The following is a 17,579-nucleotide window of genomic DNA, read 5'->3' on the forward strand; positions in this document are numbered from 1 at the left end:
AACATGACCAGGAAATTGCGCGTCGGCGTCATCGGCGCAGGGATTGCCGCGCGGCATCTGACCGGCTTCGGCTGGAACAAAGATCTTTTCGACGTTCCCGTGCTCTGCTCGCTCGACGAGGACCGCGGCAAAGCGCTCTGCGAAGAGTTCGCCATCGCCGAATATACGCAGGACGCAGACTCGCTGTTTGCCCGCGACGATCTCGATATCATCGATATTTCGACGCCGCCGAGCTCGCATTTCGAGCTTTGCCGCAAGGGCATCGAATCCGGCAAGCACGTGATCTGCGAGAAGCCGCTTTTCGGCTCGATCGCCGAGGTCGACGAGATGGAGCGCATCCTCGCCCGCTTCCCCGGCAGGAAGCTGATGCCGATCTTTCAGTATCGTTACGGCTCCGGCCTGCAGAAGCTGAAGCTGCTGATCGAACGCGGCCTGGCCGGCAAGCCGTTCCTGACGACGATCGAGACCCATTGGTGGCGCGGCCCGGATTATTATGCCGTGCCGTGGCGCGGCAAATGGGCGACAGAGCTCGGCGGCGGCCTTCTCGGCCACGCGATCCACGCCCATGACATGCTGAATTACGTGCATGGCCCCTGTGCCGAGGTGTTTTCCTATGGCGCCACCCTGGTCAACCCGATCGAGGTCGAGGATACGGCAGCGCTTTCGGTGAAGATGCAGAACGGTTCTCTGGCGACGCTGTCGATGACGCTCGGCTCGCGCAAGGAGATCTCGCGGCTGCGTTTCTGCTTCAGCGATCTTGTCGCCGAAAGCATTCTCGAACCCTATACGATGGGCCGCGATCCCTGGGTCTTTACCGCCGGAACGGAGGAACATCAGGCGCGGATCGACGCGGCGCTGGCCGCTTACGTGCCCGGCGAGGACGGCTATACCCGCCAGTTCGAGCTCTTCCACACGGCGATCGTCGAGGGCAAGGACCCGCCGGTCACATTGCAGGACGCCCGCAATTCGCTGGAACTGGTGACGGCCGCCTATTTCTCGCAGCGCACCGGCAAGCCGACGCCGATGCCGATCGCCGCCGATCACCCGCTCTACCGCTCCTGGCTTCCGGAGGAACAGCGCGCGGCTGCCGGCCTGTGAGCAAAGCAGGGGAGGGGCGTTAAAAAAGGCTAGGGACGTGAGGCCTTCCGACGGGGCCTTCGAACGGTCAAACGGGGGATGCCGGACTGGGCTTGGCATCCACCTTGAAACGCTTCTTGACCCGATCGACGGGCGTTCCGTCCAACAGCGGGACCTCGACCAACCTGTCATAGGGCTCGAAGCCCATCTTTGCGTAATAAGCAAGACCGCCGACATTGTCGGCACGAATGGTCGCATTGATGAATTCGAGCCCGAGCTCTTCGGCTGCTGCCCGCGTCGCCGGAAAAAGGGCGCTGCCGACGCCGGAAATCCTCGGGCTCATACGGGCAAATGTCGCGATATCGGCATAACCCTTCGGCGGATCGCCGTACACGCTCAACGACTGAAAGCCGACAAGCGACCGATCATGCTCGGCGACATGGCAGACAAGGGGAAACTCGCCGTCGATGAACCAGTCTGCGAATTCCGCAGCCGTCAGCGGCATCTCGAGCGCGGTTGTTCCGCCGGCCCGGATGATCTCGTTCAGGAGACCGCACAGTTCCTCCGCGTCGGCAGGTAGCGCCCTTCGAATATGCATGACTTTGGTGGCCCCGTCTTTCAACGACAACCTAGTGGCGACATTGAGAGAGCGCAAGCGACCACCCGTCTGCAGCCCTCCAGCCATCCCGCTCATCCTTAAAATTCCAAGGCGCCGCCGAAATCCGTTCTCATCCACAAACGAAAGGAGCACCTATGCTGAAATCCTTCGAACATATCGGCATGACGGTCAGCGACATGGATCGTGCCATCGATTTTTACTGCGGCCTGCTCGGCCTGCGCCTGCACCTGCGCAAGACGATGGCCGACGGCTCTCAGATCGCCTTTCTCGATGCCGGCGGCGGCATACTCGAAATCGTCGCGCCGGCCGGTGGTGCGGCAAGGGCGGTTGACGTTCCCGAGGGCACGGCAGGGCTGCGGCATCTGACCTTCCTGTTCGAAAGTGTCGATGAGACATTCGCCCGGCTGGAACAGGCCGACGTCGAGGTCAAGGAGCGGCCGCGGCTGGCGGTCAATGCCGAAGTTCTGCATAAGGTCGCCTTTCTGCGCGATCCCGACGGCATTCAGATCGAGCTCGCAGAGAAACGGTAAGCCGTCAGTGGCGGCCCGGCCTGCCGATCGCCTCGGTTCGCGCGACCAGCCCCTTCAGGAGAAGCGCGACGACAGCGCTGCGCGTCTGAAAAGGCGCCCAAAGAACGCTGCGTCGATTCCGAGTTAAGGAACGATGCAGACGCCGCGCAAACAACGCCGTCATTCTTCGCCGCATGCTCAACTCGCCAATTTGGCGCGAATATACGTTCGCCAGCCGCCGAGCGGCGTGATGTCCTCGGCGCCGCTCACCGCGTGTGCCTCGCAGAGAAAACCGGAAACGCTCGTGCCGTCGTCGAGCGCCACTTTTCCAATACCGAGCGGTGCCGGGATCTTTTGGACGAAAAACCCGAAAGCATCGGCAGGCATGGCCCAGACCTCAACCTCCAGGCCGGAACCCCTATAGCCGGGTTCGCGGATGAGACCCGGCTTCGGCGGCACCGTGCCCGGCAGCACGAAGAGACGATATTCGCCGGTCGTGCGGCAGGCCTTGACCAGCCGCGCGCCGGCGCCGGTCAGCTCATGATTGAGCGGCATGCCTGTCAGGTGCGCACCAACCACGACAATCTCGACGAAGTCATCATCAGCAGCCGCAACGCGGCTCGCCTCGGGGATCGCCGCTTGCCGGTCGATGCCCATGCCTGATGTCGCAGCCCGGTGCAGCGCATCGGCAAGTGGCGCCAGAGCATCGTCCGTGAAAGCAGGCGCGATCACGGTAATGCCGCCGGGCAAGCCGCCCTCCGCGAAGCCTGCCGGAACGGCGATCGCCGCGCAATCAAGCAGGTTGACAAAATTGGTATAGCGGCCGAGACGGCCGTTCAGCACGACGGGATCGGCGAGCATATCGGCGACCGTGTAGGTGGTCGGTGCAGTCGGCAGCAGAAGCACGTCGGCCTTTCCCCATTCGATTTCCGTCTTCCGGCGCAGTTCTTCCAGCCGATATCGGCCATTGAAGGCGTCGACCGCGGTGCTGCTCCCGGCGCCTTCGATGATCCCCCGTACTGTCGGGTCGAAATCGGCTGCGTTCGTCGCCAGGAAAGCCTCGACCGCCGCCAGGCGTTCGGCGACCCATGGGCCATCATAAAGGAGGGCGGCGGCCTCGCGGAAGGGCGTGTAATCGAAGGGGACAATGGTCGCGCCCAGTGTTCTCGCCCGCTCGATCGCCTGGTCGTAGAGTGCCTCCACCCCCTTGTCGCCGAAGAATTCCCGCTCCCCGGCGGTCAGGACGCCGATCCGCAACCCCGACACCGGCAGCTTCGCCGGCTCGGCCCGACGCGAGAAAGGATCGGCAGCGTCAAATCCCTCGGCGACCTTTCGGACCGCGACGCCGTCGCCGACGGTGGGGGCGAAGATTGTAATGCAGTCGACGCTCCTGCAGGCCGGAATAGTGCCGGTATTCGGGAGAAGCCCCGGCGTCGGCTTGATGCCGACCAGATTGTTGAAAGTGGCCGGCACGCGGCCGGAGCCCGCCGTATCTGTGCCGAGCGCGAAGGCGGCGAGGCCGGAGGCGACCGTGACCGCCGAGCCCGAGCTCGAGCCGCCGGATATATAGGCCGCATCGAAGACCGAACGTGGCGCCCCATAGGGCGAGCGCGTGCCATTGAGGCCGGTCGCGAACTGGTCGAGATTGGTTTTGCCGATCACGATGGCGCCGGCTGCCTTCAATCTGGCAACGACGGTGGAATCGACGTCCGGCCGATATTCATAGGCCGGGCAGGCGGCGGTCGTCGGCAGGCCGGCGGCATCGATATTGTCTTTCACCGCGAACGGCACGCCCCAGAGCGGCAGGCTGTTTGCCTCAGGCGCGCGCGCCATCAGCGCTTTGGCGGCAGAGCGTAACTCTTCATCCGGCACCGGGGTGATGAATATTGCCGGATCTTTCGAAGCGGCGCGGCGGGCGATCACCTCTTCGATGATGTCGAGCGGCGTCAGGCCGGATTGATAGGCGGCGCGAAGGCTTGAGAGATCGAGAATGGTCGGCAGCATGTCAGCATTCCTCCACGACGACGATAATATCGCCGGCTTTGACGTTTCTCCCCGGCCCGGCGCGCAGGTCGCGGACACGGCCTGCCGCATGGGCGGTGACATTGATTTCCATTTTCATCGATTCGATGATGGCAAGCGTGTCGCCGGCCGCAACCGGGGCGCCCGGTTCGACCAGCAATTTCCAGATATTGCCGGGCACAGCGCTGGCAACGCCGAAGCATCCGTCGGGAACATCCGCGGCCGTATTTTCGCCCGTGCCTTCATCGGCGACGAAGCTGTCGAGCCCGGCTTCCTTCCAGTGCTGACGCTCTACATCGAAGGCCGCCTGCTGCGTCGCCTTGAAGCGGCCGACGGATACTGCGTTCGCCTGCATGTCCTTGTCGTAGGCGGCATAGGAGAATTCGGTCTCTTCGATCCTGACAGGATAGCCGCCATGCGGGAAGGCCGCACGCGCCTCGGTCAGCTCCTGGTTGCTGACCGGAAAAAAACGGATCTGGTCGAAGAAGTTCAGGAGCCAGGGCTTGCCCCTGGCAAAGGCCGGCGTTTCCCGCCACGTGTTCCAGACCTGGATGGTGCGACCGAAGAGCTGATAGCCGCCCGGTCCTTCCATGCCGTAGATGCACATATAGGCCCCGCCGATACCGACCGCATTTTCCGGCGTCCAGGTGCGGGCGGGATTGTATTTTGTCGTGACGAGACGATGGCGCGGGTCAATCGGGGTCGCAACCGGAGCGCCGAGATAGACATCGCCGAGGCCCAGGACGAAGTAGCTCGCGTCGAAGACAATATTCCGGACGGCCTGTTCGTCGGGAAGACCGTTGATGCGGCGAATGAACTCGATGTTATCGGGGCACCAGGGCGCATTAGGGCGGACGAGTTCCTGATACTTGCGCATGGCAAGCGCCGCATCCGGATCGTTCCACGACAGCGGCAGATGCACGATACGGCTCGGCACCTTGACATCCTGTGCCGCCGGCAGCGTGGTCTCGATCTCAGAGAGTAGCCCGAGCAGGCGCCGGCGCGTCAGCTGCGTGCCGTCATAATGGATCTGCAGCGAGCGGATGCCCGGCGTGAGGTCGACGATCCCGGGCAAGCGGGCCTCGGCGACAGCCTGCATCAGCAGATGAACCCGCAGGCGGAGCGCGATGTCGAGCGTCATCGGCCCATATTCGACGAGCAGGTTGTCGTCGCCCTGGCGGCGATAAACGACCGAAACCGGGCCGTCCTCGCTGACGCCGACGATCGGCGAACCCGTCTCTTCCGCGGCCCGCCGCACCGCCGGGCCGGCGATCGGGTCTTCCGGCCGGGCCACGGCATGAAAACGGATACGGTCGCCGGGCTTGAACTGCCCCATCTTCCATTGCTCGTCACGCGCGATCACGGCCGGGCAGACGAAACCGCCAAGGCTCGGACCGTCGGGCCCGAGAATGATCGGCATATCGCCGGTGAAATCGATCGCGCCGATCGCATAGGCATTGTCATGCAGGTTGGAGGGGTGAAGCCCCGCCTCGCCACCGTCGCGGCGTGCCCAAAGCGGGGCGGGGCCGATGAGGCGCACACCGGTGCGGGCGCTGTTGAAATGCACCTCGTAAGCTGCGGAGAACAGCGTCTCGATATCGCTATTCTGAAAGAAATCCGGTGCGCCATGCGGACCGTAGACGACGCCGACATCCCATTCTCGGGACAAGGCGGCCGGCTCGGATGCAGGTTTGGCCGGTTGCACCGGCGCCTGCCGGGCGAAATGCAGCACATGCCCCGTCTTCAGCGTGCCGGTGGCGTTGCCGCCGAATTGGCCAAGGCCGAAAGTCGCCCGCGAGCCGAGCACGACGGGCGCGGCAAAACCGCCGGCAGCGGCAAGATAGGCGCGCTGCCCCGGTCCTTCGATCGCACCGACCGACAGCACCTGACCGGCCCGGATCAGGACCGGCTCGTCGTGGGGAAGCCTGATCCCATCGCACGTCATCGCCATCCGCGCCCCGGCAAGGGCGATCGTCTGGTCGGCATAAAATCGCAGCGTCGGACCGGAAACCGTCAGTTCCAGCGCGGCCGTCTCATCGGCATTGCTGACCAGCCGGTTGGCATGGCGGAAGGAGCGCTCGTCCATCGGCCCGCTCGGCGGCACGCCGACATGCCACAGGCCGAGCCGGCCCGGCAGCTCCTGAATGCTCGATTGCGCACCGGGTGCGATAACCTCGACGATATCCGGAACGAAGGCGAAGTCACGCAGCGCCGTCGTCGCCACCTTACCGCCGGCAAGCAGTTCGGAAGCGGCGATCGCCCGGAGATAATCGAGATTGGTTTCGATGCCTGAAATCGCTGTCGCGGCAAGCGCTGCCTTCAGCTTCTCGATCGCCGCCGGCCGATCCTCCGCCGCCACGATCAGCTTGGCAAGCATCGGGTCGTAGAAGGGTGTCACCTCGGTTCCCGTCTCGATCCAGCCGTCGACACGGGCATCGTTGGGAAAGACGACCTCGGTCAGCAGGCCGGCGCTCGGGCGGAAATCGGCATGCGGCATCTCGGCATAGATGCGCATTTCGATCGCCGCACCCTTCGGCGTCAGGTCGCTCGCGCCCGACAGCACGTCCTCGCCCGCCGCCTGCCGGATCATCCACTCGACGAGATCGATGCCGAAGACGGCTTCGGTGACGGGATGCTCGACCTGGAGGCGGGTATTGACCTCGAGGAAATAGAATTCCCCGCGCTGGGGATCATAGATGAATTCGACGGTGCCGGCCGATTCATAGGAGACCGAAGCTCCCAAATCGACCGCCGCCTTGTGCAGGCGCGCCCGTGTTTCCGCCGACAGACCAGGGGCAGGCGTTTCCTCGACGACCTTCTGGTTTCGCCTTTGCAGCGAGCAGTCGCGCTCTCCGAGCGCGATCACTGTGCCCTTGCCGTCGCCGAAGATCTGCACCTCGACATGGCGGGCTTCGGCAACGAAACGCTCGATATAGACACGCGCATCGCCGAAGCTGGCGCGCGCCGTTCGCTGTACGCTTTCGAAAGAGGCCTTGAGACCGGCCGCATCGGCGCAGAGCTGCATGCCGATACCGCCGCCGCCCGCCGTGCTTTTCAGCATAACGGGGAAACCGATGGTCTCGGCGGCCAGGAGCGCCTCTTCGACACTCCGCAGCAGATCGGTGCCGGGCAGCAGCGGCACGCCGCTCGCTTTCGCCAATTCACGCGCCGTATGCTTCAGGCCGAAAGCCGACAGATGCTCCGGCCGCGGACCGATGAAGGCGATGCCTTCCGCGGCGAGCCGCTCGGCAAAGCCGATATTTTCCGAGAGGAAGCCATAGCCCGGATGCACGGCCTCGGCACCGGTCGCCTTGCAGGCGGCGATGACGGCATCGACGTTGAGATAGCTTTCTCCAGCAGGCGCCGGGCCGAGGCGCACGGCTTCGTCGGCGAGCAGCGCCGGCTTCGAGAAGCGATCGGCATCGGAATAGACGGCAACCGAGGCGATGCCCATCCTCTTCAATGTCCGGATCACCCGGACGGCGATTTCGCCGCGATTGGCGATGAGAACCTTGGTGAACATCGATCAGTCCTCGCCGTCCCAGATCAGCACCCGGATCGGTGTCGGATCGAAGCCGTTACAGGGATTGTTGATCTGCGGGCAGTTGGAGATGACGCAGAGCACGTCCATTTCAGCCACCAGTTCGACATAGTCGCCGGGCGCGGAAATGCCGTCGACAATGGTCATCTCGCCGTTCGGCTTGATCGGAACATTCATGAAAAAATTGATGTTCGGCACGATGTCGCGCTTGCTCATGCCGTGCCGGGTCACCTCGAGCACGAAATTGTCGCGGCAGGCATGCAGGTATTTCGTGCCATGGCCGAAGCGCACGGTGTTGCTCTCGCAGGAGCAGGCGCCGGCGGAGGTATCATGGCGGCCGCAGCTGTCGGCCGTCATGACAAGCATGACATTGCCCTCGTTCGAGACGATCTTCGTGCCGGCGCCGATATAGGCGCCACCCTGCGCCCGCATCGTGTCCTGGTTGGAATAGCGCTCGCCAAAATCATCGGCGCGATAAAACAGCGTGTCGATCGCCTGCTGGCCGTAGCTGTCTTCGATGCGGATCGTCTGACCCTTGCGCACGATGCCGGACCACGGCGCTTCCGCCGGGATGAAATGATCCTGCACGGCGTTTTCGAGGCTGCGTGAAGCTGACGTCTTGATGAAATCGGTCATCGTCATTCCTCCTCAGGCCAGCATCGCGGCGTTGTTCTCGAAGCCGCGAACGGCCTCGGCGGTCGCCGTGCGCGCGAGGTCGTCGACGGCGGGCGCACCTGCACGAAAGCGCGTCACGATGACCGGCTTCGGCGCATAGACCGGATCTGGATCGAGCGGATGCGGGCAATTGGAAAAGCCCACGATCATGTCCATTTCGGCGCGCAGTTCGGCATAATCGCCGCTATTGGAAAGTTTGCCGCGCCAGTGGAAGCCACCCTCGTCGTCGACGCGGACGGAAGCGAAAAGATTGAGAATCCCAGGGATGTCGCGCCTGGTGAGACCGAGCTTGCCGGCGACGAGCACGAGATTGTCGCGGGTGTTGCGGGTCTTGACGCCGGGATATTTTGCGGCGTTCGAGGCCGCCGTCGAGCCGCCCATCAGGCAATCATGGGCACCGGAACTGTCTTCGGTCAGCGAAAACATCACCCGGCCCATATCCGAAAAGATGACGCGGCCCTTGCCAAGGGCAGTCGTCCACTGCACCTTGACCGTATCGACGAGATTGAGCCGCTCGCTGGTATCAGCGGCGTTCCAGGCGACGAGCGCCACGGTCGATCCGCCGTCGCCTTGGTCGATGCGGAGCGCTTCGCCGCGCTTCAGCGCTGTCGACCAGTACCAGCCGCCGGGGATGGTTTCCTGGTGGATGATCGCAGCCGCATCGATGGCGGGGGCGGGCAGGGGGCTCGGCGCCGGCAGAGCCTTCGGCGCGAATTCCAGCCCCTTCTTCTGATGTTCCTCGTAACGCTGCCGGTTGGCGGCGATTTCCTCGGGCGAGCGTCTGACATGCATCATGGTTTTTCTCCTGACGGACTGGAAGCCGGGTCGTCCCGGCGATGGCCCAGAGAAATGACCGGGCCGTCCCGGTCGGGGCTGAAGATGGAAGGCGCGCCGGCAAGCCTGGGCGGCCAAATGGAAATGTCCTTGGTGATGGTCGCGCCGTAGCGCTCCTTCTCTTCCGGGCGGTCACGCCGCCGCTCGAAGGCGACGACCCGCGTCGCCAGCGTGAAGGCCTCGCGCATGTCGTGCGTCACCATGACGACGGTCATCTGCGTTTCGTGCCAGAGCCGTTTCATCAAGGTATGGATTTCGGCGCGAATGCCGGGGTCGAGCGCCCCGAATGGCTCGTCGAGCAGCAGCACTTTCGGCTTCATGATGAGCGCCTGCGCCAGCGCCAGGCGCTGCTGCATGCCACCGGAAAGCTGTGCCGGATATTTGTCCTCGGCGCCGGCAAGGCCGACTTCGCCGATCAGCCGCCGCGCCTCGTCGACCGCGCTGCGGCGGGCAGCGCCGAAAAGCTTTGCCTTGCAGCGCGCCGCAGAAAATTCGCGGCCGAGCAGCACATTGCCGAGGACGGTCAGATGCGGGAAGACGGAGTAGCGTTGGAAAACCACGCCGCGATCCGGCCCCGGCTCGAGCGGCAACGGTTCACCGTCGAGCCGGATGGCGCCCCGCGTCGGTCGTTCCTGGCCAAGCAGCATGCGCAGGAATGTCGTCTTGCCGCAGCCGGACGGGCCGACAAGAGCGACGAAGGCGCGCGAGGCGACGGTGAGCGACACATTCTCAAGCACGATCTGGTCGCCATATTCCTTCCAGACCCTTTCGATCACCAGCTCGCTCATGCCTGCTTCTCCAGCTCCGACCACGGGAAGAGAGCGATGCGAATGCGATCGAGGATGTAATTCATGACCACGGCGAGCAGCGTGATCCAGACGACATAGGGAAAGATCACGTCCATGGAGAGGTAGCGGCGCACGAGGAAGATGCGGTAACCAAGGCCGGAATCCGACGAGATCGCTTCGGCCGCAATCAGGAACAGCCAGGCAGGACCGAGCTGAAGCCTGAGGCAGGTGATGAGCCGCGGCAGGATCTGCGGCAGCACGACGCGAAGACCGATCTGCCAGGAAGAGCCGCCGAGCGTTTCAGCCTTGACGATCTGTTCGCGCGGCAGTTCCAGCGCCTTCAGGGCAAGGTCGCGGATCATCGTCGGGGCAACGCCGATGGCGATGAGCGCGATCTTAGAGGCTTCCCCAAGCCCCATGGCGATGAAGAGAATCGGTAGTAGCGCCAGCGGCGGCACCATCGAGACAACGGCGACGAAGGGGGAGAGCAGCGCCCGCAGGTACGGCAGCATGCCGATCAGCATGCCAATGACGAGTGCGGTGACAGTGGAAATGCCGAGACCGGCAAACAGCCGCACTAGGCTCGCCGCCGTATCAGACCAGAGCAGGTATTCGCCGGTGCGCGGATCGGCGACGAAGACCAGGCGATTGATCGCATCGGCGAAATCTGCGAAGCCCGGCAACAATTTGTCATTGGCGTTTTCCGCCAGTCGCGCCGCTGAGCCGAAAGCATAGGCGACGATTAGCAGCACGAAGGGCAGCAGCGTCAACGCAAGCTGCGAGCCCCGGCTCGGTCTCGTGTTGATCCAACGCATGAGAGAAGCTCCGCAGATGAAGGATGGCGGCGTGGGCAAGCACGCCGCCGCTCGAGCCACTCTCAGAGCGAACCGTCGGCGGCTGCTTTCATGTAGGTCTCGGTAAAGCGCAGCTTGACGTTGCCGCTGTCGCCGAGAATCTTGCCATCCGGCATTTCGATGCCGATCACGTCCGCCGACGGCGCACCGCTGCCGAGCAGACCCTTTTCGAACAGGAAGTTGCGGACGAGATCCATCGTCTTCGGCAGGCTGCCCGACGCGGTAAAGGCGACGGCATCAGCCGGCTTGGCAAACAGCTTGGTGGCGGCAAGCTGGGATTCGAAGCCCTTGAGATCCGTGCCCGACGCCTGGCCCATCGCCTCGCGTGCGGCCTTGCCGTCGGCGCTGTCTGATGTCAGCAGCGCTGCCGTCTCATACCAGATGCCGGCGAGCGCCTTGCCGAAATTCGGATTGTCCTTCAGCACGCCTGTGTTGGCGACCATCAGGTCGATGATTTCGCCCGGCACCTGCGAACTGTCGAACACTTTCTTGGCCGTGGGATCCTCCAGAATGGTCGAGACCAGCGGATTCCAGGTGACGACAGCCGTCACGTCAGCCGTCTGGTAGGCAGCGACCATGTCGGCATCGGAGGTATTGACCACCTTGACGTCGCGCTCGGTCATCTTGATGCTTTCGAGTGCCCGGGCGAGCAGATAGTGGGAGACGGAAAATTCGACGAGATTGACGTTCTGACCCTTGATATCGGCAAGGCTCGTCTTGTCTTTCAGGATGACCGCATCATTGCCGTTCGAAAAGTCGCCAATGATCACGGCCGTCGTATCGACGCCGCCGGCTGCCGGGATTGAGAGGCCGTCCATATTGGTGAGCGTAACGGCATCGAAGGCGCCGGCCGTATACTGGTTCATCGATTCGACATAGTCGTTGAACTGGGTCACCTCGATCTTGATGCCGTATTTGTCGGCCCATTTCTTGACGATGCCGTGATCGGCGGCATAGCCCCAGGGCATCCAGCCGACATAAATCGACCAGGCAACCTTGAAATCGGTCTTCTGTTCGGCTTTCGCGGTCGAACCGAGGCCCAGAGCCAAGGATGCCGTCAGTGCGGTGATGGAAAGAAGCTTCGAAAAAGTCTGCATTGAAATTCCCCTTTGCTTTTCGTCAAAAGGGATCGGCAATGACCATCGTGCCGCCAATCCCTTGGCTTACGAGGTCTCCCGGGTTTTTATCCCGCCGTGCACCCGGCAGGATGTCTCCCCTGCCGGTGGCAGCTCTCGGACCAGTCACGCCTTGCGACGCCGGAACCCTAGCCACCAACTCTGCAAATATCGAAGCAAGCCGCGTGCCAGGTTCCAAATCGTTGATTTCACTGGAGGCATCATGGCGCCGCGCGTGGCGACATCGCAGAGTGCATGCACTTGCGCAAAAAATGTGCGCAGCCTGCCGTCACCATAGGCTGGTTTTTTGCTCGGTAGAAAGCGCGCAGCGAATCTGAAAGATCGCGACGCGTCAGTTCTGGAAGGCGCCAGCGGGCACCGTCGTCACCAGCCGGATATCCCGGCGGAAGTCCGATGGCGACATGCCGGCGATATGGCGGAAGGATTTGTTGAAGGCGCTAATCGAGCCGAAGCCGCTGTCCATCGCCACCTGCAACACATTGGCGCCTTCGCTCATCAGCATCGCCTGGGCGCGCGACAGCCTGAGCAGCGTCACATATTTGCTGATCGTCATGCCGGTCGATCGCTTGAACAGGTTCATCGCATATTTCGGGTGCAGATCGGCGGCGCGGGCGATGTCGACCGAATCGATGTCCTGCAGGAAATTGGCGGCGATGAAATCGCACATGCGCGCGACGCTGCGCGAGGAATTCGGATGCGGCTGATCGCCTTCCAGGCTGACGGCCGTCTTCGACGTCGTCATCGAATAGGGTTCGAGCGCAATGCGCTCGATACGCAGCAGCAATTCATCAACGGCGTGCTGGGCCTTGGCGGAATCGCCGGACTTGGCATAGCGGAACCAGCGAGCGAAATTTTCGTTGTCGGCGGCATCGGTCGCCGAGGTCAGCAGCGTCTCGCCCTTCATCAGTCGGCTGGAAATGCTGATCGGCAGACGCAGCCGGAAGAAATAGATGAGCGGCAGATGGGCGCCGGCATAGAGCGAATCATCCGAGGATTCGTCCATCTGATGCGGCTGGCCACCCCAGAAGAGGCACATTTCACCGGCGTTCAGCCGGAATTCGTGATCGCTCATCCGATAGTGAACAGTGCCGCGCATGACATAGTTGACCTCGACCTGCGCATGCCAGTGCGGCATGGCCATGACGAGCGGATGGGCATGAAACATCTGCAGCGCCGTCGGCGAACCCTCGATGCTGCTGGCGCCGGGCCGGTAGATTGCACTGGTGCCGATCTTACTTTCCGCCAAATCCATATTCCCTTTTTAGGAGACAGCCGCTCCCTTGCGGATAGTCTAACCGCGTTCGTGAAAGATCGGCAATTGAAAAGGGAGGATTTTCAATGCGCTTCAAACTTCTCGCCGCGACCGCAGCTGTCGCACTGCTTGCTTCCGGCTCTGCTTTTGCGGAACCGGCCAATCTCACCATCTGGAGCTGGAATGTCGCCGCGTCGGCATTGAAATCCACGCTGCCCGGCTTCAACAAGCAATTTCCCGACATCAAGATCACCGTCGAGGATCTCGGCAACAGCCAGGTCTTCGACAAGACGCTCGCAGCCTGCGCTGCCGGCGGCGAAGGCTTGCCCGACATCGTCAGCATCGAGAACTTCGAAGCTGAAATCTTCTGGAGCCGCTTCCCGGATTGCTTCGCCAATCTGAAAGAGCTCGGCTACACCGCCGATATTCAGGCGAAGTTCCCCGACTTCAAGCGCACCGAGCTCGAGGTCGGCGATGTTGCCTATGCTATGCCCTGGGATTCCGGCCCTGTCGCCGTCTTCTACCGCCGCGATCTCTATGAAAAGGCCGGCGTCGATCCGAGCACCATCAGCACCTGGGACGATTTCATCGCCGCCGGCAAGAAGATCTCGGCCGCCAATCCCGGTGTCGTCATGGCGCAGGCCGATTTCAACGGCGACAGCGAATGGTTCCGCATGATCGCCAACGAGCAGGGCTGCGGCTATTTCTCGACCGACGGCCAGAACATCACCATCAACCAGCCGGCCTGCGTCGCTTCGCTGCAAAAGGTGAAGGAGATGAAGGATGCCGGCACCCTGACATCAGCCAACTGGGACGAAAAGATCCAGGCCAACACCGCCGGCAAGGCGGCAAGCCAGCTCTATGGCGGCTGGTATGAGGGCACCGTGCGCTCGACCTCTCCCGATCTCAAGGGCAAGTGGGGTGTCTACAGAATGCCGAGCCTGACGGCCGATGGCCCGCACGCGGCCAATCTCGGCGGTTCGTCGCTTGCCATTTCGGCAACGTCGGCAAACAAGGAAGCGGCCTGGAAATTCGTCAACTACGCCCTCGGGACGAACGAGGGGCAGGTGACCATGCTGAAGGAATTCGGCCTGGTGCCGTCGCTGCTTTCGGCCGAGAAGGATCCCTTCGTCAACGAGGCGCAGCCCTATTGGGGCGGGCAGAAGGTCTGGGCCGATATCCTGGCGACGCTGCCGAAGATCGTGCCGAGCCGCGGCACCGCCTTCCAGAGCGATGCCGAAGGTATCTTCAGGGCGACGCAGACGAAATTCTTCGCCGGCGGCTACCCGGATGCGAAGGCGGCTCTCGACGATGCCGCCAAGCAGATCGCTTCCGCAACCGGACTTCCGATCGCGCAATGAATGACGATGCCGGGCGCTTGAAGCGCCCGGCTTTCCCCCGGCCTGCAACGCGGCCGGTCATTCGTTCGTGAGGAGGAGGCTCGATGCCGTTCAGAACCCGGAGCGCCTATGCGTTCCTCGCCCCCTATCTGCTTGTTTTCGCCACCTTCTGGGTCTGGCCGATCATCGACTCGTTCCTGATTTCCTTTCAGAACACCCGCATCAACCCGTGGAAATACAGTTTCCAGGCCAATTGGGGCCGGCTCTTTTATGACCCCGCCTTCTATAATGCCCTTTACAACACGCTGATCATCCTGGTGATCCAGGTGCCCGTCATGATCGCGCTTGCGACCGTCATGGCCGTGCTGCTCAATTCGCCGCTCCTGAAAGCGCGCCCGCTTTTCCGTTTCGCCTTCTTTGCCCCCGTCGTCGTCGGTGAGGTCGCTTACGCGGCCGTGTTCCGGCTGATGTTCAGCCTGGATTTCGGCGTCATCAACAAGATGATTTCAGCCATCGGTTTCAGCCCGATATCCTGGTTCGACAATGCCAATGCGGCGATGGCGGTGATCATCCTCGCCGTCACATGGCGCTGGGCGGGCTATAACGCCATCATCATCCTTGCCGGCCTGCAGGCCATTCCCGACGATGTCTACGAGGCAGCAACGCTCGACCGGGTGAGCAAGGTACAGCAATTCTTCCACATCACGCTGCCGCTGCTGAAGCCGATCATCCTCTTCTGTGTGGTGCTCTCGGTGATCGGCACCATGCAGCTCTTCACCGAGCCCTTCCTCATCACCAATCGCGGCGGCCCCGGCGGCGGCACGGAAACACTCGGCCTCTTCCTTTATCGCCAGGGCTTCACCGCGCTGAACTTCGGTTATGCCTCGGCGATCGCCTATACGATGGCTGCCCTTGCGGTGGCGATCTCGCTTCTCAATCTCTGGGTCGGGAGGGATCCGAAATGAAATCCAAATCGCAATCCCTTCTCCTCCGTCAGATTGCGCTGCACGCGGTGCTGGCGCCGCTGGCGCTGATCTGGCTGTTTCCGCTCTGGATGATGTTCGTCTTCTCGACCATGCCCGACAACGGCATCTTCAGCCCCGAGATCGTGCTCTGGCCTTCGACCAACTTCGTCGCAAATTTCCAGAACCTGCAGGCCGATACCGATTTCATCGGCGCGATGGTGATCTCCGTCGGCGTCGCGATCATCTATACGATGCTCTCGGTGCTGTTGACTTCGATGGCCGGCTGGGCACTGGCACGTTATCGTTTCGTCGGCCGCACCGTCGTCATCGCCATCATCCTCGGCACGATCACGCTGCCTTTCTCCGTGGTCGTCATCCCGCAATTCATCATGGTGGCGCGCGAGTTCAAGCTGGCAAACACCTGGGTGGCACTGATCGTGCCGCCGCTGTTCAATTCGCTCGGCGTCTTGTTCATGCGACAATCCTTCTCGATGATGCCGGGCGAGCTTTTCGATGCGGCCCGGGTCGAAGGCGTCAAGGAATGGCAGATCTTCCTGCGGATCGCCTTGCCGCTGGCGCGCCCGACCATGGCGGCATTGGCGATTATCCTCTTCCTGCACTCGTGGAACAATTACCTCTGGCCGCTGCTGATCAATTCCAGGCCAGGCATGATGACGGCGCCGGTGGCATTGGGAACGCTAATCGGCCTCACCAAGGTCTCCTGGGGCGGCATCATGGCCGGCGCGGTGCTGCTGACGGCGCCGATCCTCGTCATCTTCGTGGCTCTTCAGCGCCATTTCATCGCCGGCATCGCGGCCGGCGCAATCAAGTAATCGGGAGGCTGCATGGCAGAGCTTTCACTCAGCAATATCGTCAAGCGCTTCGGCGGCTTCGAGATCATCCACGGCGCCAATCTGGAGGTGAAGGATGGCGAGTTCGTCGTCTTCGTCGGCCCGTCCGGCTGCGGCAAGTCCACGCTGCTCAGGATGATCGCCGGTCTTGAGGATATCACCTCGGGCGAACTTCAGATCGGCGGCAGGGTCGTCAACGACGTCGAGCCGGCCGATCGCGGCATCGCCATGGTCTTCCAGTCCTATGCGCTCTATCCGCACCTGACGGTCGAGGAAAATCTGAGCTTCGGCCTGCGGATGAACGGCAATCCGAAGGCCGATACCGAGCGGCGCGTGCGCCATGTCGCCGAAATCCTGCAGATCACCGAGCTGATGAAGCGGCGGCCGAAGCAGCTTTCCGGCGGCCAGCGGCAGCGCGTCGCAATCGGCCGCGCCATCGTCCGCGAACCGGAAGTCTTCCTGTTCGACGAGCCGCTGTCGAACCTCGACGCGGAACTGCGCGTGCAGATGCGCGTCGAAATCTCGAGGCTGCACAAACAGCTCGGCACAACGATGATCTACGTCACCCACGACCAGACGGAAGCGATGACGCTCGCCGACAGGATCGTCGTGCTGCGCGCCGGCAATATCGAGCAGATCGGCGCACCGCTCGATCTCTACGACGATCCCGCCAACCAGTTCGTCGCCGGCTTCGTCGGCTCGCCGAAGATGAATTTCCTGAACGCGATGGTGGTCGAAACGCAACCGGGCAGGGCGGTCATCGCGCTGGAAAGCGATGATAATATGCGCTTGCCGCTGCCCGTCACCGAACCCATCGAAGCCGGCACGAAGGTGACGCTCGGCATCCGGCCCGAACATTTCGTCGATGCCGGCGCGGGCGATGCCGATCTCACCGTCGCGGTCGACGTCGCCGAACATCTCGGCAACACCAGTTACATCTATGCCGCCATCGGCAGCGAGCAGCTGATCATCGAGCGGCCGGAATCACGCGTCGCCGGCAATCGCGAGACGCTGACCGTCGGCCTTCCCGCAAGCCGCACATTCCTTTTTGACGGCGCCGGCACCCGGCTCCGCTAGAACAGGATGATTTCAGGCCGGGCCGGCCTAAAATCTGAA

At 62.6% G+C, this 17,579-nt stretch carries 15 protein-coding genes and 1 riboswitch; of the genes, 6 read left to right on the forward strand and 9 right to left on the reverse strand.

What is annotated here, in order from left to right; genetic code table 11:
• The first annotated feature begins 3 nt into the window (after positions 1–3).
• The gene (locus CO655_RS22170; protein ID WP_097607550.1) at positions 4–1,098 is read left to right on the forward strand and encodes a Gfo/Idh/MocA family oxidoreductase; all 1,095 of its coding nucleotides are present in this window, start codon (positions 4–6) and stop codon (positions 1,096–1,098) included.
• A 67-nt stretch (positions 1,099–1,165) separates the two neighbouring features.
• On the opposite strand, the gene CO655_RS22175 is transcribed toward CO655_RS22170, so the two are convergent.
• Positions 1,166–1,675: a GNAT family N-acetyltransferase gene (locus CO655_RS22175; RefSeq protein ID WP_097607551.1), complete on the reverse strand. Its 510-nt coding sequence runs from the start codon at positions 1,673–1,675 to the stop codon at positions 1,166–1,168.
• 155 nt (positions 1,676–1,830) lie between these two features.
• Between CO655_RS22175 and CO655_RS22180 the strand changes: the two genes are divergently transcribed.
• The gene (locus CO655_RS22180; protein WP_097666655.1) at positions 1,831–2,226 is read left to right on the forward strand and encodes a VOC family protein; all 396 of its coding nucleotides are present in this window, start codon (positions 1,831–1,833) and stop codon (positions 2,224–2,226) included.
• A 177-nt stretch (positions 2,227–2,403) separates the two neighbouring features.
• Here the strand turns inward: CO655_RS22180 and atzF are convergent, their stop codons facing one another.
• From atzF to CO655_RS22220, 8 genes are all read right to left on the reverse strand, one after another.
• Positions 2,404–4,209: an allophanate hydrolase gene (gene atzF / locus CO655_RS22185; protein ID WP_097607553.1), complete on the reverse strand. Its 1,806-nt coding sequence runs from the start codon at positions 4,207–4,209 to the stop codon at positions 2,404–2,406.
• 1 nt (position 4,210) lies between these two features.
• Positions 4,211–7,750, reverse strand: coding sequence for an urea carboxylase (uca, locus tag CO655_RS22190; protein ID WP_097666657.1), 3,540 nt, complete (start codon positions 7,748–7,750; stop codon positions 4,211–4,213).
• A 3-nt stretch (positions 7,751–7,753) separates the two neighbouring features.
• Complete coding sequence (locus tag CO655_RS22195) at positions 7,754–8,404, reverse strand: urea amidolyase associated protein UAAP2 (RefSeq protein WP_097607648.1); 651 nt, start codon at positions 8,402–8,404, stop codon at positions 7,754–7,756.
• A 12-nt stretch (positions 8,405–8,416) separates the two neighbouring features.
• Positions 8,417–9,238 (reverse strand): urea amidolyase associated protein UAAP1, encoded by an 822-nt coding sequence (locus CO655_RS22200; protein ID WP_097607555.1) that lies wholly within the window; start codon positions 9,236–9,238, stop codon positions 8,417–8,419.
• Complete coding sequence (locus CO655_RS22205; protein ID WP_097607556.1) at positions 9,235–10,065, reverse strand: ABC transporter ATP-binding protein; 831 nt, start codon at positions 10,063–10,065, stop codon at positions 9,235–9,237. Before CO655_RS22205 ends, CO655_RS22200 begins: the two co-directional genes overlap by 4 nt.
• Positions 10,062–10,880 (reverse strand): ABC transporter permease, encoded by an 819-nt coding sequence (locus CO655_RS22210; RefSeq protein WP_097607557.1) that lies wholly within the window; start codon positions 10,878–10,880, stop codon positions 10,062–10,064. Before CO655_RS22210 ends, CO655_RS22205 begins: the two co-directional genes overlap by 4 nt.
• 62 nt (positions 10,881–10,942) lie before the next feature.
• Entirely contained in the window at positions 10,943–12,016 is a 1,074-nt protein-coding gene (locus CO655_RS22215) for a putative urea ABC transporter substrate-binding protein (RefSeq protein WP_097666659.1), read from the reverse strand.
• A gap of 73 nt (positions 12,017–12,089) precedes the next feature.
• Positions 12,090–12,198: riboswitch (guanidine-I (ykkC/yxkD leader) on the reverse strand.
• 188 nt (positions 12,199–12,386) lie between these two features.
• Positions 12,387–13,307: a helix-turn-helix domain-containing protein gene (locus CO655_RS22220; protein WP_097607559.1), complete on the reverse strand. Its 921-nt coding sequence runs from the start codon at positions 13,305–13,307 to the stop codon at positions 12,387–12,389.
• An 86-nt stretch (positions 13,308–13,393) separates the two neighbouring features.
• On the opposite strand from CO655_RS22220, the gene CO655_RS22225 reads away from it, so the two are divergent.
• The 4 genes from CO655_RS22225 to ugpC all read left to right on the forward strand — a co-directional run bounded on the left by CO655_RS22225 (position 13,394) and on the right by ugpC (position 17,540).
• The gene (locus CO655_RS22225) at positions 13,394–14,668 is read left to right on the forward strand and encodes an extracellular solute-binding protein (RefSeq protein WP_097607560.1); all 1,275 of its coding nucleotides are present in this window, start codon (positions 13,394–13,396) and stop codon (positions 14,666–14,668) included.
• Positions 14,669–14,751: 83 nt separating this feature from the next.
• Positions 14,752–15,612, forward strand: a complete 861-nt coding sequence (locus tag CO655_RS22230; RefSeq protein ID WP_097607561.1) for a sugar ABC transporter permease — start codon at positions 14,752–14,754, stop codon at positions 15,610–15,612.
• A complete protein-coding gene (locus CO655_RS22235; RefSeq protein ID WP_097607562.1) occupies positions 15,609–16,445 on the forward strand; it encodes a carbohydrate ABC transporter permease in 837 nt (278 codons plus the stop codon). The genes CO655_RS22230 and CO655_RS22235 overlap by 4 nt, the downstream gene beginning before the upstream one ends.
• Positions 16,446–16,457: 12 nt before the next feature.
• Entirely contained in the window at positions 16,458–17,540 is a 1,083-nt protein-coding gene (ugpC, locus tag CO655_RS22240; protein ID WP_097666661.1) for a sn-glycerol-3-phosphate ABC transporter ATP-binding protein UgpC, read from the forward strand.
• Positions 17,541–17,579: the final 39 nt, after the last annotated feature.

This window comes from Rhizobium sp. M1 (genome assembly GCF_002531805.1).
Lineage (GTDB): Bacteria > Pseudomonadota > Alphaproteobacteria > Rhizobiales > Rhizobiaceae > Rhizobium > Rhizobium etli_C.

Excerpts from the sequence above, each read along its gene's own strand:
- CO655_RS22170 (WP_097607550.1), top strand. The coding sequence starts at position 4 with ATGACCAGGAAATTGCGCGTCGGCGTCATCGGCGCAGGGATTGCCGCG.
- CO655_RS22175 (WP_097607551.1), bottom strand. The coding sequence starts at position 1,675 with ATGCATATTCGAAGGGCGCTACCTGCCGACGCGGAGGAACTGTGCGGT.
- CO655_RS22180 (WP_097666655.1), top strand. The coding sequence starts at position 1,831 with ATGCTGAAATCCTTCGAACATATCGGCATGACGGTCAGCGACATGGAT.
- atzF (WP_097607553.1), bottom strand. The coding sequence starts at position 4,209 with ATGCTGCCGACCATTCTCGATCTCTCAAGCCTTCGCGCCGCCTATCAA.
- uca (WP_097666657.1), bottom strand. The coding sequence starts at position 7,750 with ATGTTCACCAAGGTTCTCATCGCCAATCGCGGCGAAATCGCCGTCCGG.
- CO655_RS22195 (WP_097607648.1), bottom strand. The coding sequence starts at position 8,404 with ATGACCGATTTCATCAAGACGTCAGCTTCACGCAGCCTCGAAAACGCC.
- CO655_RS22200 (WP_097607555.1), bottom strand. The coding sequence starts at position 9,238 with ATGATGCATGTCAGACGCTCGCCCGAGGAAATCGCCGCCAACCGGCAG.
- CO655_RS22205 (WP_097607556.1), bottom strand. The coding sequence starts at position 10,065 with ATGAGCGAGCTGGTGATCGAAAGGGTCTGGAAGGAATATGGCGACCAG.
- CO655_RS22210 (WP_097607557.1), bottom strand. The coding sequence starts at position 10,880 with ATGCGTTGGATCAACACGAGACCGAGCCGGGGCTCGCAGCTTGCGTTG.
- CO655_RS22215 (WP_097666659.1), bottom strand. The coding sequence starts at position 12,016 with ATGCAGACTTTTTCGAAGCTTCTTTCCATCACCGCACTGACGGCATCC.
- CO655_RS22220 (WP_097607559.1), bottom strand. The coding sequence starts at position 13,307 with ATGGATTTGGCGGAAAGTAAGATCGGCACCAGTGCAATCTACCGGCCC.
- CO655_RS22225 (WP_097607560.1), top strand. The coding sequence starts at position 13,394 with ATGCGCTTCAAACTTCTCGCCGCGACCGCAGCTGTCGCACTGCTTGCT.
- CO655_RS22230 (WP_097607561.1), top strand. The coding sequence starts at position 14,752 with ATGCCGTTCAGAACCCGGAGCGCCTATGCGTTCCTCGCCCCCTATCTG.
- CO655_RS22235 (WP_097607562.1), top strand. The coding sequence starts at position 15,609 with ATGAAATCCAAATCGCAATCCCTTCTCCTCCGTCAGATTGCGCTGCAC.
- ugpC (WP_097666661.1), top strand. The coding sequence starts at position 16,458 with ATGGCAGAGCTTTCACTCAGCAATATCGTCAAGCGCTTCGGCGGCTTC.